Raw genomic sequence first — 12,880 nt, forward strand, 5'->3', positions numbered from 1 at the left:
GAATGACACAATGATTCGTAAATACTGGTGGCTGGTTGTCTTTGCAATCTCCGTTTTCCTCTTCGATGCCCTTTTGATGCAGTGGATTGAACTGATGAGCACTGAAACCGACAAGTGCCGCAATATGAACTCCGTGAACCCGCTCAAATTAGTGAACTGCTCAGAACTCGATTAACGCCCTGACGTCACTGCCCCCCGAATTACCCACTAAAAACGGGGATTTAAAACCCTTTGAGCCGTTACCTTACGGTGATAATGTCTCGCCCTTCTCAACCTCTCCTGCTTAACGTCAGACACGAGTAGAACCGACCATGCTGGTTAGCCAATACAACCTTATCCTTGTAGTTCTTTCCTTCGTTGTGGCCATCCTCGCGTCGTATACCGCACTGAATATGGCGGCACGCGTCGCCGGAAGTCAGGGCGTCGCCGCCCGCGTCTGGTTGGCTGGCGGCGGTATTGCGATGGGCATTGGCGTGTGGGCTATGCACTTTATCGGCATGCTGGCGATGGACCTATCCATGAGCATGAGTTACAACGTCAGCCTGACCATTTTATCCATGGTCATTGCCGTGGGTTCTTCACTGTTTGCACTCTGGCTCGTCAGCTGTGAACAACTGCGCTTGCGCCGTCTGCTACCCGGCGCGCTGGTGATGGGAAGCGGTATTATCGCCATGCATTACACCGGTATGGCCGCGCTGGAAGTGAGGCCCGGTATCGTCTGGGACACGTTGTGGGTGGCCATTTCAGTCGTCATTGCCCTTGCCGCTTCGCTTGCTGCATTGTGGCTGACCTTCCGCCTGCGTCACGAAGCGGCTCAGGTCGTGCTGATGCGTCTGGGTGCCGCCATCACAATGGGCATTGCCATTGCCGGTATGCACTACGCCGGGATGAGAGCCGCGCAGTTTCCAATGTCGACGATGACGCACCATGTTGGTATTAACAGCAGCTGGCTCGCCATGTTGGTCAGCGTCGTCGCGCTCTCTATTCTTGGGATCACCCTGCTGGTGTCGATGCTGGATGCCCGTCTTCAGGCACGTACTGCCCTACTGGCCTCATCGCTTGCAGAAGCGAACCGGGAACTTGCTCAACTGGCGCTGCAGGATACGCTAACGCGTCTGCCCAACCGCATCCTGCTGGAAGACCGACTTGATCAGGCGATCAGTAAAGCCGATCGTGAAGGAACCCATTTTGCGCTGATGTTTATGGATCTCGACGGCTTTAAAGCCATCAATGACGCCTATGGTCATGATGTCGGTGACAAACTGCTGGTCGCCGTTACGCAGCGTCTGCTGCTGCTTCTGAAGGGCCAGTTCACTCTTGCACGTATCGGCGGTGATGAGTTTGTTCTGCTGGCTGAGGGCGAAGGCCCGGACGATGCGGCCTCGCTGGCAAATTCGCTGGTACGCGCGATCGATAGCCCGTTCAACCTCGACCCGTATGAACTGATGGTGACCCTCAGCATTGGTATCGCTTTTTATCCTCACGACGGCAAAACCGAACGCGAGTTGATGTTTAACGCCGACGCGGCGATGTACCACACCAAGCATATGGGCCGAAACGGTTATCACTTTTTCCAGCCTTCCATGAACACCCTGGCGCAGACCCATCTTCAGTTAATGAACGATCTGTGGATGGCCATCGAACGCAATGAGCTGCGCCTGTTGTATCAGCCAAAATTTCACGCGCCCGCAGGACCTCTCCTCGGGTTTGAGGCACTGTTGCGCTGGCAACATCCTAAGCAGGGACTACTGACGCCGGATCTTTTCCTGCCACTGGCGGAAAAGACGGGGCTTATCATCCCTATTGGTAACTGGGTGATCAATGAAGCCTGCCGCCAGCTGAGAGAATGGCATCTTCAGGGACATCAAGACTGGTCAATGGCTGTAAACCTGTCGACATTGCAGTTTGAACAACCATCACTGGTTAAAACGGTTCTCGACTGCCTGGAGCGCCATCAGGTACCGCCGGAAATGCTGATCCTGGAAGTTACGGAAACGACGGCAATGAGCAACCCGGATGAGAGCGTACGGGTGCTGACAGAATTGACGAATGCAGGCGTGAAAGCGTCCATTGATGACTTTGGAACCGGGTATTCAAGCCTGCTGTATCTCAAGCGCTTACCGGCCTGTGAACTGAAGATCGACAGAGCATTTGTAAAAGAGTTAAGCGGGGAAAGCGAGGATGCCACCATTGTCTCGGCGATTGTGGCTCTCGCAAAAACACTTAACCTGAAAGTCGTGGCTGAAGGTGTGGAAACCGAAGCCCAACAAACCTTTTTAACAGAGCTGGGTTGTAACACCCTTCAGGGTTATCTGTTAGGCAAACCAGCCAGCGCGCAGACCATAGAGGCGCTTTGTGCGCGAGGTGAAATGTTGCCTGGCGCTGAGCTGTAGTCATCTTGAGGCGACACGCGCAAGACAGGGAGTGTCGCCAGAATACTGTCGACCAGAGCGGGTGCCTGTTGATAGAGATTAAAACTGTCGGTGTTCATTAACCAGTTTTTAATGATTCCGCTAAAAAAGCCATGCAATACAATCATGGTCAGCTCAACATTCATCTGCGCCGCAACGATTCTCTGAGAAATACATTTTTCCAGCGTAATACGTAAAGAATCATAATTAAAGCCAATGCGTTTACGGATTTCATCTTCTGAAATCATATCGCTATGAAACTCACATTTATGATACAGAATTTGTAAAAGCGCGCATTGCCGGGGTTCATGCGCGATATACTGTAGCGCAGTAATAAATTGCTCACGAAGCATTAACAACGGGTCATCATTTTCGGAAAGAGAAAGCCTGTCACAAATAATGTCACGCAGCGGTAATTGCTGTTCCCAGATCGCATTAAATATCTCTGCTTTACTGGTAAAGTGCCAGTAGATGGCACCGCGCGTAACCTTTGCGGCATCCGCGATATCCGTCAGCGTGGTACTGGCCACGCCACGCGTCGCAAACTGCCCGATAGCCGCCTCAATCAACTGCTGTCGGGTCTGTTGAGCCTCTTCTTTTTTTTTACGCGCCATAGGCAGCTACTCGTTACTCACTGGGTTTATACGTAACCTCGGGTTCGGATGGCTGGAATTATTCCCTAAAACCCGTTTTCATTTTGCACAAAAAAAGTCAAATCCCTTAACTCATAATTTATACAAATGCATAATCAATATTTAATTCATGATATGAATATTTTAAGGCATTAAACTCTCTTTATGTGGTTAGCCTGGAGGGGAGTATATTCATATCTTCTCCGGGCCCCATTCTGATTTTTCCTTCACGCCTCGTCATTCGCACTTATAAATTAAAAAACATTAAATATCCTCATTATTATACGCAGCTACATTTTATTTTTTTATCCCTCTGCCCCAACGACCGTTCTACGGCAAATCTCGGTTAATGGGTATTTAAAGGAACAGTAATGACGAATCATTTCAGACGTTTGCCCTTATCCGGTTTCATTGTCTGCGCTGTACTGCTCTCTGGATGCGATGGCCAGGAAAACCAACAACAACATCCCCAGGCACCTCAGGTCAGCGTGCATATCGTGAAAAGCGCGCCGCTGGCGGTCACCACTGAACTCCCGGGCAGAACGGATGCATTCCGCGTGGCGGAGGTTCGTCCACAGGTTAGCGGTATCATCCTGCGTCGTAACTTCACGGAAGGTAGCGATGTAAAAGCAGGAGATTCGCTTTACCAGATTGATCCTGCGACCTATCAGGCGGCTTACGACAGCGCGAAAGGTGAGCTGGCGAAGGCCCAGGCGGCGGCCAATATTGCGCATCTGACAGTAAAACGTTATCTCCCGCTGGTAGGCACCCAGTATGTCAGCAAGCAAGAGTATGACCAGGCCGTGGCAACAGCCCAACAGGCCGATGCCAGTGTTATCGCCGCCAAAGCCGGCGTCGAAAGTGCACGTATTAACCTTGCCTATACCAAAGTGACGTCTCCCGTCGATGGGCGCATCGGCAAATCCAGCGTGACAGAAGGTGCTCTCGTCACGAACGGGCAGGCCTCTGCACTGGCAACAGTCCAGCAGCTTGATCCGATTTACGTCGACGTCACCCAGTCCAGCAATGAATTTATGCGCCTGAAACAGACAAGCCTGCAAAAAGGCGACACGGCCAGCAGCGTTGAACTGCTGATGGAAAATGGTCAGCCTTATCCGCTGAAAGGAACGTTGCAGTTCTCAGACGTCACGGTGGATGAAAGTACCGGTTCGATTACCTTGCGCGCCATTTTCCCTAACCCTCAACACCTTCTGTTACCCGGGATGTTCGTTCGCGCCCGCATTGATGAAGGCACACAGCCGAATGCAATTCTGATTCCCCAGCAGGGCCTGACCCGTACGCCGCGAGGGGATGCAACCGTCATGGTGGTTAACGATAAAAACCAGGTTGAGCCACGCACCGTCGTTGCGCCTCAGGCCATTGGCGATCGCTGGCTGGTGACGGAAGGGCTGAAAAACGGTGACCGCGTGATTGTCAGCGGATTACAAAAAGCCAGGCCAGGTGCCACCGTCGTCGCCACCCCAGATACCACCACAGCGCCCGCCAGTTAAGGAACGACGACATGGCTAATTTCTTTATTCAGCGGCCGGTTTTCGCCTGGGTACTTGCCATCATTTTGATGATTGCAGGCGGGCTGGCTATTCTCAAACTGCCCGTTGCCCAGTATCCAACGATTGCCCCGCCAGCCGTTGCGATTTCCGCAACCTACCCCGGCGCAGATGCCCAGACGGTACAGGATACCGTGACCCAGGTTATCGAACAGAACATGAACGGTATCGATAACCTGATGTATATGTCCTCCACCAGCGATTCAGCGGGTAATGTCACCATCACCCTGACCTTCGAGTCGGGAACAGACCCGGACATCGCCCAGGTGCAGGTGCAGAACAAGTTGCAGCTGGCCATGCCGCTGCTGCCGCAAGAAGTTCAGCAGCAAGGGATTGGCGTTGAGAAGTCCAGCAGCAGCTTCCTTTTGGTCGCCGGTTTTGTTTCGGACAATAAAAGCCTTACTCAGGATGATATCTCCGACTACGTCGCTTCGAACGTCAAGGATGCCATCAGCCGAACATCGGGTGTCGGCGACGTTCAGCTGTTTGGTGCCCAGTATGCGATGCGCATCTGGCTCGACAGTAACGCGATGAACAAATACCAACTGACGCCGCTGGATATTATCAATCAGTTAAAAACGCAGAACGACCAGATAGCGGCAGGCCAGTTGGGTGGAACACCATCAGTCCCTGGACAGCAGCTGAATGCCTCCATCATCGCGCAAACTCGCCTGAAATCACCGGAAGAGTTTGGTCGCGTCACGCTCAAAGTGAACCAGGACGGCTCAATGGTTCATCTGAAGGATGTGGCTCGCATTGAGTTGGGTGGCGAAAACTACAATATGGTGACCAAAATCAACGGGCAGGCGGCAACTGGTCTGGGGATTAAGCTCGCTACTGGTGCAAACGCGCTGGATACGGCGGCAGCCATCAAGAGCAAGCTGGCACAACTGCAACAGTTCTTCCCGCAGGGACTGAAGGTCGTCTACCCCTACGACACCACGCCTTTTGTGAAAATCTCGATTCATGAAGTGGTGAAGACCCTGTTTGAGGCGATCATTCTGGTCTTCCTGGTCATGTATCTGTTCCTGCAAAACCTGCGGGCAACGCTGATCCCAACGATCGCCGTGCCGGTTGTTCTGCTGGGGACCTTCGCCGTGCTGGCTGCGTTCGGTTTCTCCATCAATACCCTGACGATGTTTGGGATGGTGCTGGCGATAGGGCTACTGGTTGATGACGCCATCGTGGTCGTCGAGAACGTTGAGCGCGTGATGGTGGAAGATAAACTGCCGCCGAAAGAGGCCACGCAGAAGTCGATGGAGCAGATTCAGGGCGCGCTGGTGGGGATCGCCATGGTCCTCTCGGCGGTCTTTGTTCCGATGGCCTTTTTTGGTGGCTCGACTGGGGCCATCTATCGCCAGTTCTCGTTAACTATCGTTTCCGCGATGGCGCTATCCGTGCTGGTCGCGCTGATCCTGACCCCTGCACTCTGCGCAACGTTGCTTAAGCCCGTCTCCAGCGACCACCATGAGAAGAAAAGGGGCTTCTTTGGCTGGTTCAATGCGCTCTTTGATAAGAGTGTGGAACACTACAGCAACAGCGTGAGCGGTATTTTGCGTAAGACCGGTCGCTATCTGGTGGTGTATGTCATTATTGTTGGTGGCATGGCGGTGTTGTTCCTGCGCTTACCGACCTCCTTCCTGCCCGAAGAGGACCAGGGGGTCTTTATGACAATGGTTCAACTCCCGGCGGGGGCGACCCAGACGCGTACTCAGGCGGTCCTCGACCAGGTTCAGGACTACTATCTGGACAAAGAGAAGGCGAACGTTGAATCCGTCTTCACCGTAAACGGCTTTAGCTTTAGCGGCCAGGGTCAGAACTCCGGTATTGCCTTTGTCAGCCTGAAGCCCTGGGAGGAGCGCCCGGGCGAGAAAAATAGCGTTGAAGATATCGTGGGTCGCGCGACAAAAGCGTTCAGTCAGATTAAAGACGGCCTGGTGTTCCCGTTCAACCTGCCTGCGATTATTGAGCTTGGAACCGCAACGGGATTCGACTTTGAACTTATCGATCAGGCTAACCTGGGACATACCCAGCTGACGCAGGCACGTAATCAACTGCTCGGGATGGTAAAAGAGCACCCAGACCTGCTGGTGCGCGTGCGTCCAAACGGACTGGAAGATACGCCTCAGTTCAAGCTGGATGTCGATCAGGAAAAGGCGCAGGCATTGGGCGTCAGTCTTTCCGACGTCAACCAGACTATCTCGACGGCGTTGGGTGGCACCTATGTGAACGACTTTATCGACCACGGGCGCGTGAAAAAAGTTTACGTGCAGGCAGATGCCCGTTTCCGCATGCTGCCGGGGGACATTAACAACCTTTACGTGCGCAGCGCGAACGGAGAGATGGTCCCCTTCTCCGCCTTTAGCTACTCTCACTGGGTTTATGGCTCACCTCGCCTGGAACGCTTCAACGGGATGCCTTCAATGGAGATCCTCGGGGAATCCGCACCGGGTAAAAGTACCGGGGAAGCGATGGTGTTGATGGAAAGCCTGGCCGCAAAACTGCCTGCAGGAATTGGCTATGACTGGACGGGCATGTCTTATCAGGAACGCCTTTCCGGTAACCAGGCGCCCGCACTGTATGCCATTTCACTGATCGTGGTGTTCCTGTGTCTGGCGGCCCTGTATGAGAGTTGGTCCATCCCATTCTCCGTGATGCTGGTTGTGCCGCTGGGTGTTATCGGTGCTCTGCTCGCCGCGTCGCTGCGCGGATTGAACAATGACGTCTATTTCCAGGTCGGCCTGCTGACGACAATTGGCCTGTCGGCGAAAAACGCCATCCTGATTGTCGAATTTGCTAAGGACCTGATGGATAAAGAAGGTAAAGGGATTATTGAAGCCACCCTGGAAGCATCAAGGATGCGCCTTCGACCAATCCTGATGACCTCCCTGGCCTTTATCCTTGGCGTCATGCCGCTGGTAATCAGTACCGGAGCCGGGAGCGGTGCGCAAAATGCTGTCGGTACGGGCGTTATGGGAGGCATGCTTTCCGCGACGCTGCTGGCGATTTTCTTCGTTCCCGTTTTCTTTGTGGTTGTCCGGCGACGGTTTACCCGCCATAAAGAGTAACGTCCCCATGAAAGGCACCCTGTGGTGCCTTTTTTATTTTTAATATAAACAATAAATTAGACATTATTGAATTGCAGTGTTAAAAATGCGGTGATTTACATTAAGTAGAAACGCCCTGTTGTGTCTCCATAATTTCTCCATTAATTCATCCTGAAACCGACTTTTCTCCACGATTTTTACAAACGACATACTTTGAGATTATTCCCCGTGCAACGAGGTGTTATCCCGGTGGTAAAATAGCCTCCAGTTCGTTAATAGCCCTCCTGGCTTTGTAGCGAATGAGAAATAATACTGAGGTAACATCATGAAAAGATTCATTTCCGTTGCACTTCTCGCTGCGCTACTTGCTGGATGCGCGCACGATTCTCCATGTGTACCGGTTTACGATGACCAGGGTCGACTGGTTCATACCAATACCTGTATGAAAGGCACCACCCAGGATAACTGGGAAACCGCGGGTGCTATCGCCGGCGGAGCGGCTGCCGTGGCGGGTTTGACGCTGGGTATCGTTGCCCTGACGAAGTAACATCAATTAAGAAAGCGCGGCTCGGGCCGCGCTTTTGCGTTTAAAAAGTGCATTGTTTTCTAATAAGTAAAAAAATAGCCCCGTTTTTATTCAAGAAATTAATTCCCATCAACTGGCTATCACATCTTTTTAGTATAAAAAAGTTTATTTCATATTTTATCGTGATGATTTTCACACATTAATCTTATTGAATACCCTGCCAATATTCACTTCAGAAACTATCTCTTGATTTATCTCATCCTCATCGAAACTTTTGCTCCGATTTGTGGCACAGGTTGTAATTTCGCACCGTTTCGGGGCGTTCGTTTTATTTAAGCGTGTCTACACTCAGCATTAAGCGTTCTGTTATCACTTATTTTGTAGAACGCAAAACTGGCATTACGTTTGCTTTATAAACGTTGGCCAAAGCCACAGACAGGTTTAGCGCTTAAAAAGCGCTTCTATAACGATAAATTTCGCCACACAGGATGCATTATGAAAAAGACGATGATAGCCAGCCTGACCGCTGCAGGCATGTTGTTTGCCGTAGCGGGCCAGGCCCATGCGGGTACGACACTGGATGCCGTTAAAAAGAAAGGTTTTGTTCAATGTGGTATCAGTGATGGTCTGCCTGGCTTCTCATATGCCGATGCGAACGGCAAATTTACCGGTATTGATGTGGATGTCTGCCGCGGCGTCGCAGCTGCCGTTTTTGGGGATGACAGCAAAGTAAAATACACCCCGCTGACGGCGAAAGAACGCTTTACGGCGCTGCAATCCGGTGAAGTTGACATGCTCTCGCGTAATACCACCTGGACCTCCTCTCGTGATGCAGGTATGGGGATGTCATTTACCGGCGTGACCTATTATGACGGCATCGGATTCCTGACCCACAATAAAGCGGGCCTGAAAAGTGCCAAAGAACTGGATGGCGCCACCGTGTGTATCCAGGCGGGTACGGATACTGAGCTGAACGTCGCGGATTATTTCAAAGCCAATAAGATGAAATACACCCCTGTGACGTTTGATCGCTCGGATGAATCAGCCAAAGCACTGGAATCCGGCCGTTGCGACACGCTGGCCTCTGACCAGTCACAGCTGTATGCCTTACGTATTAAGCTGAGCAACCCGGCAGAATGGATTGTGCTGCCAGAAGTGATCTCCAAAGAACCTCTCGGACCTGTTGTTCGTCGTGGTGATGAAGACTGGTTCTCCATTGTTCGCTGGACCCTGTTTGCCATGCTGAACGCGGAAGAGATGGGCATCAATTCGAAAAACGTTGATGAGAAAGCCGCTAATCCATCCAACCCGGATATGGCTCACCTGCTCGGTAAAGAGGGTGATTTCGGCAAGGATCTGAAGCTGGATAACAAGTGGGCTTACAACATCATCAAGCAGGTGGGTAACTATTCTGAGATCTTTGAGCGCAACGTGGGATCGGAAAGCCCGCTGAAGATCAAACGCGGCCAGAACAATCTCTGGAATAACGGCGGCATTCAGTACGCGCCACCAGTACGTTAAGTCAAAGCTGTAACGGGCACTGCTCAGGCGGTGCCCAGTCCAGAGTCATGGTTACTGAGGTTTCTTTATGTCCCATCGCCGCTCAGCCGTAAAAGGAACGCTATCCTTTTCTCATCCCGCGGTCCGCGCCTGGCTATTCCAGATCATTGCTATTGTTGCGGTTGTTCTCATCGCCGTGTATCTCATCCATAACACCATCACCAACCTGAATAACCGCGGTATTACCTCCGGTTTTGCGTTCCTGGATCGCAGTGCAGGGTTTGGTATTGTTCAGCATCTTATTGATTATGAGGAAGGTGACACGTACGGACGCGTGTTTGTGGTCGGTTTACTGAATACGCTGCTGGTATCGGCGCTTTGTATTGTCTTCGCCTCGATATTGGGTTTCTTTATTGGCCTGGCTCGTCTTTCTGAAAACTGGCTCCTGCGGAAGCTTTCAACCTTTTATATTGAGACTTTCCGCAACATCCCACCGCTGCTGCAGATCTTTTTCTGGTATTTCGCGGTCCTGCGTAACCTTCCTGGCCCCCGCCAGGCCGTCGATGCGTTTGAGCTGTTTTTCCTGAGTAATCGTGGGCTATACATTCCCTCTCCGCAGTTCGCCGAAGGGCTTTACGCCTTCATCGTCGCAGTTATTATTGCGATCGCCATTTCTGTCGGGCTGTTCCGTTATAACCGCAAGCACCAGATTAAAACAGGGCAGCTTCGTAAAACATGGCCCGTTGGCGCTGCGCTAATTGTTGGCTTACCGTTAGTCGCTCACTGGCTTTTTGGTGCGGCTTTGCACTGGGATATCCCCCATCTGCGCGGGTTCAATTTCCAGGGCGGGATGGTGTTAATTCCTGAACTGGCAGCACTCACGCTGGCGCTCTCGATTTATACCTCCGCATTTATTGCAGAAATCATTCGCTCCGGGATCCAGGCGGTGCCTTACGGACAGCACGAGGCGGCGCGTTCACTTGGTTTACCGAATACCGTGACGCTGCGCCAGGTCATTATTCCCCAGGCCCTGCGGGTAATCATTCCGCCACTGACCAGTCAATATCTCAACATTGTCAAAAACTCATCGCTGGCCGCCGCGATTGGTTACCCGGATATGGTGTCTCTCTTCGCCGGCACCGTGCTTAACCAGACCGGACAAGCTATCGAAACCATTGCCATCACCATGTCTGTCTATCTGATCATCAGTCTGGCGATTTCATTGCTGATGAACCTTTATAACCGCCGTATTGCACTGGTCGAGCGCTAAGGATTTATGATGTCGAAAGCGATACTGTCGCACTCCTCGCGTCCAGCCAGCACAACCGGTGGACGTTTCATTATCTGGGCACGTAAGAACCTGTTCTCCAGCTGGAGCAACAGCCTGCTGACAATAGTCTGCCTGTGGTTGATGTGGGAACTGATCCCGCCGCTACTCAACTGGGCATTCCTGCAGGCGAACTGGGTGGGTTCCACGCGTGCCGACTGTACGAAAGCAGGCGCATGCTGGGTGTTTATTCACGAGCGTTTTGGCCAGTTCATGTATGGATTGTATCCTCATGAACAGCGCTGGCGGATTAATCTGGCGCTGGTTATCGGTCTGCTTTCCATCGCCGTAATGTTCGGGAAAAAGCTACCTCATCGCGGACGCTATATTGCCGGCTGGGCTGTAGCGTATCCCATTATTGTTTGGGTGTTGTTGTATGGCGGCTTCCTGGGGCTGGAACGCGTTGAAACACGCCAGTGGGGCGGTCTGACGCTGACGTTGATTATCGCTTCTGTGGGGATAGCTGGCGCTCTGCCGTGGGGCATTTTACTCGCTCTGGGGCGTCGTTCAACAATGCCGGTCGTGCGTGTGCTCTCAGTGATCTTTATTGAGTTCTGGCGTGGCGTACCACTGATCACCGTATTGTTTATGTCTTCGGTCATGCTGCCGCTGTTTATGGCAGAAGGTACAACGATCGACAAACTGATTCGTGCCCTGGTCGGGGTGATTCTGTTTCAGTCTGCCTATGTCGCTGAAGTTGTGCGTGGTGGCCTGCAGGCGTTACCTAAAGGCCAGTACGAAGCAGCGGAATCACTTGCTCTCGGATACTGGAAAACGCAGGGGTTGGTCATCCTTCCACAAGCACTCAAGCTGGTGATCCCGGGCCTGGTCAACACGATCATTGCCCTCTTCAAAGATACCAGCCTGGTCATCATCATCGGATTGTTCGATCTCTTTAGCAGCGTGCAGCAGGCAACCGTTGACCCTGCCTGGCTGGGCATGTCCACCGAGGGATATGTCTTTGCTGCTCTGATCTACTGGATCTTTTGTTTTAGCATGTCGCGCTACAGCCAGCACCTGGAAAAGCGCTTTAACACCGGGCGTACACCGCACTGAGGAAATTATGAGCCAAATTACTATGACACCCGCCGACGCGATGATTACGCTGGAAAACGTGAATAAATGGTATGGACAGTTTCATGTCCTGAAAGACATTAATCTCAAGGTAAAGCAAGGCGAACGAATCGTTCTTTGCGGCCCTTCCGGTTCAGGGAAATCGACAACCATTCGCTGTATCAACCATCTTGAAGAGCATCAGCAGGGACGCATTGTGGTTGATGGTATCGAGCTGAATGAAGATATTCGCAATATCGAACGCGTACGCCAGGAAGTGGGGATGGTATTTCAGCACTTTAATCTATTTCCCCACCTGACCGTTCTGCAGAACTGTACGCTTGCGCCGATTTGGGTACGAAAGATGCCGAAACAGGAAGCGGAGGCGTTGGCAATGCATTACCTCGAACGCGTACGTATTGCAGAGCACGCCAATAAGTTTCCCGGCCAGATCTCAGGCGGACAACAGCAGCGTGTGGCTATCGCCCGTTCGCTATGCATGAAACCCAAAATTATGCTGTTTGACGAACCGACATCTGCGCTGGATCCGGAAATGGTGAAAGAAGTGCTGGATACTATGATTGGGCTGGCGCAATCCGGGATGACGATGTTGTGCGTGACGCATGAGATGGGTTTTGCCAGAACGGTGGCAGACCGGGTGATCTTTATGGACCGCGGTGAGATCGTTGAACAGGCCCCACCGGATGAGTTCTTTGCGCATCCGAAGTCGGAACGTACGCGTGCATTCCTGTCGCAGGTGATTCATTAGTCATTTGCTTTGCCGGGTGGAGGCTTTGCCTTACCCGGCCTACCGTT

At 52.1% G+C, this 12,880-nt stretch carries 10 protein-coding genes; 9 read left to right on the forward strand and 1 reads right to left on the reverse strand.

What is annotated here, in order from left to right; translation table 11 throughout:
• The first annotated feature begins 10 nt into the window (after nt 1-10).
• Together BFV64_RS21250 and BFV64_RS21255 are read left to right on the forward strand one after the other, a co-directional pair.
• Complete coding sequence (locus BFV64_RS21250) at nt 11-175, forward strand: DUF2556 family protein (RefSeq protein ID WP_014885446.1); 165 nt, start codon at nt 11-13, stop codon at nt 173-175.
• Between the two features lie 136 nt (nt 176-311).
• Nucleotides 312-2,393: a putative bifunctional diguanylate cyclase/phosphodiesterase gene (locus tag BFV64_RS21255; RefSeq protein ID WP_045268630.1), complete on the forward strand. Its 2,082-nt coding sequence runs from the start codon at nt 312-314 to the stop codon at nt 2,391-2,393.
• Here the strand turns inward: BFV64_RS21255 and envR are convergent.
• Entirely contained in the window at nt 2,309-3,025 is a 717-nt protein-coding gene (gene envR / locus BFV64_RS21260; RefSeq protein ID WP_032635392.1) for an acrEF/envCD operon transcriptional regulator, read from the reverse strand. The genes BFV64_RS21255 and envR overlap by 85 nt on opposite strands.
• Nucleotides 3,026-3,414: 389 nt before the next feature.
• Between envR and BFV64_RS21265 the strand changes: the two genes are divergently transcribed.
• The 7 genes from BFV64_RS21265 (at nt 3,415) to BFV64_RS21295 (ending at nt 12,833) form a co-directional block, all read left to right on the forward strand.
• Complete coding sequence (locus BFV64_RS21265; protein WP_014885449.1) at nt 3,415-4,554, forward strand: efflux RND transporter periplasmic adaptor subunit; 1,140 nt, start codon at nt 3,415-3,417, stop codon at nt 4,552-4,554.
• An 11-nt stretch (nt 4,555-4,565) separates the two neighbouring features.
• Nucleotides 4,566-7,679, forward strand: a complete 3,114-nt coding sequence (locus tag BFV64_RS21270; RefSeq protein ID WP_069602417.1) for an efflux RND transporter permease subunit — start codon at nt 4,566-4,568, stop codon at nt 7,677-7,679.
• Between the two features lie 304 nt (nt 7,680-7,983).
• Nucleotides 7,984-8,205, forward strand: coding sequence for a lipoprotein (locus tag BFV64_RS21275; protein WP_008502867.1), 222 nt, complete (start codon nt 7,984-7,986; stop codon nt 8,203-8,205).
• Between the two features lie 474 nt (nt 8,206-8,679).
• Nucleotides 8,680-9,705, forward strand: coding sequence for an amino acid ABC transporter substrate-binding protein (locus tag BFV64_RS21280; protein WP_014885451.1), 1,026 nt, complete (start codon nt 8,680-8,682; stop codon nt 9,703-9,705).
• Between the two features lie 67 nt (nt 9,706-9,772).
• On the forward strand, nt 9,773-10,954 hold the full coding sequence (locus BFV64_RS21285) for an amino acid ABC transporter permease (RefSeq protein WP_014885452.1): 1,182 nt from the start codon (nt 9,773-9,775) through the stop codon (nt 10,952-10,954).
• 9 nt (nt 10,955-10,963) lie between these two features.
• Entirely contained in the window at nt 10,964-12,067 is a 1,104-nt protein-coding gene (locus BFV64_RS21290) for an amino acid ABC transporter permease (protein ID WP_045134746.1), read from the forward strand.
• Between the two features lie 7 nt (nt 12,068-12,074).
• Nucleotides 12,075-12,833, forward strand: a complete 759-nt coding sequence (locus BFV64_RS21295) for an amino acid ABC transporter ATP-binding protein (RefSeq protein ID WP_014885454.1) — start codon at nt 12,075-12,077, stop codon at nt 12,831-12,833.
• The last annotated feature ends 47 nt before the right edge of the window (nt 12,834-12,880 follow it).

Origin of the sequence: Enterobacter kobei (assembly GCF_001729765.1) — a bacterium.
Taxonomy (GTDB): domain Bacteria; phylum Pseudomonadota; class Gammaproteobacteria; order Enterobacterales; family Enterobacteriaceae; genus Enterobacter; species Enterobacter kobei.

What these genes read in the sequence shown, in the direction of transcription:
- BFV64_RS21270 (WP_069602417.1), top strand. Translation starts at nt 4,566, where the DNA reads ATGGCTAATTTCTTTATTCAGCGGCCGGTTTTCGCCTGGGTACTTGCC.
- BFV64_RS21265 (WP_014885449.1), top strand. Translation starts at nt 3,415, where the DNA reads ATGACGAATCATTTCAGACGTTTGCCCTTATCCGGTTTCATTGTCTGC.
- BFV64_RS21255 (WP_045268630.1), top strand. Translation starts at nt 312, where the DNA reads ATGCTGGTTAGCCAATACAACCTTATCCTTGTAGTTCTTTCCTTCGTT.
- BFV64_RS21295 (WP_014885454.1), top strand. Translation starts at nt 12,075, where the DNA reads ATGAGCCAAATTACTATGACACCCGCCGACGCGATGATTACGCTGGAA.
- BFV64_RS21250 (WP_014885446.1), top strand. Translation starts at nt 11, where the DNA reads ATGATTCGTAAATACTGGTGGCTGGTTGTCTTTGCAATCTCCGTTTTC.
- BFV64_RS21280 (WP_014885451.1), top strand. Translation starts at nt 8,680, where the DNA reads ATGAAAAAGACGATGATAGCCAGCCTGACCGCTGCAGGCATGTTGTTT.
- envR (WP_032635392.1), bottom strand. Translation starts at nt 3,025, where the DNA reads ATGGCGCGTAAAAAAAAAGAAGAGGCTCAACAGACCCGACAGCAGTTG.
- BFV64_RS21290 (WP_045134746.1), top strand. Translation starts at nt 10,964, where the DNA reads ATGTCGAAAGCGATACTGTCGCACTCCTCGCGTCCAGCCAGCACAACC.
- BFV64_RS21285 (WP_014885452.1), top strand. Translation starts at nt 9,773, where the DNA reads ATGTCCCATCGCCGCTCAGCCGTAAAAGGAACGCTATCCTTTTCTCAT.
- BFV64_RS21275 (WP_008502867.1), top strand. Translation starts at nt 7,984, where the DNA reads ATGAAAAGATTCATTTCCGTTGCACTTCTCGCTGCGCTACTTGCTGGA.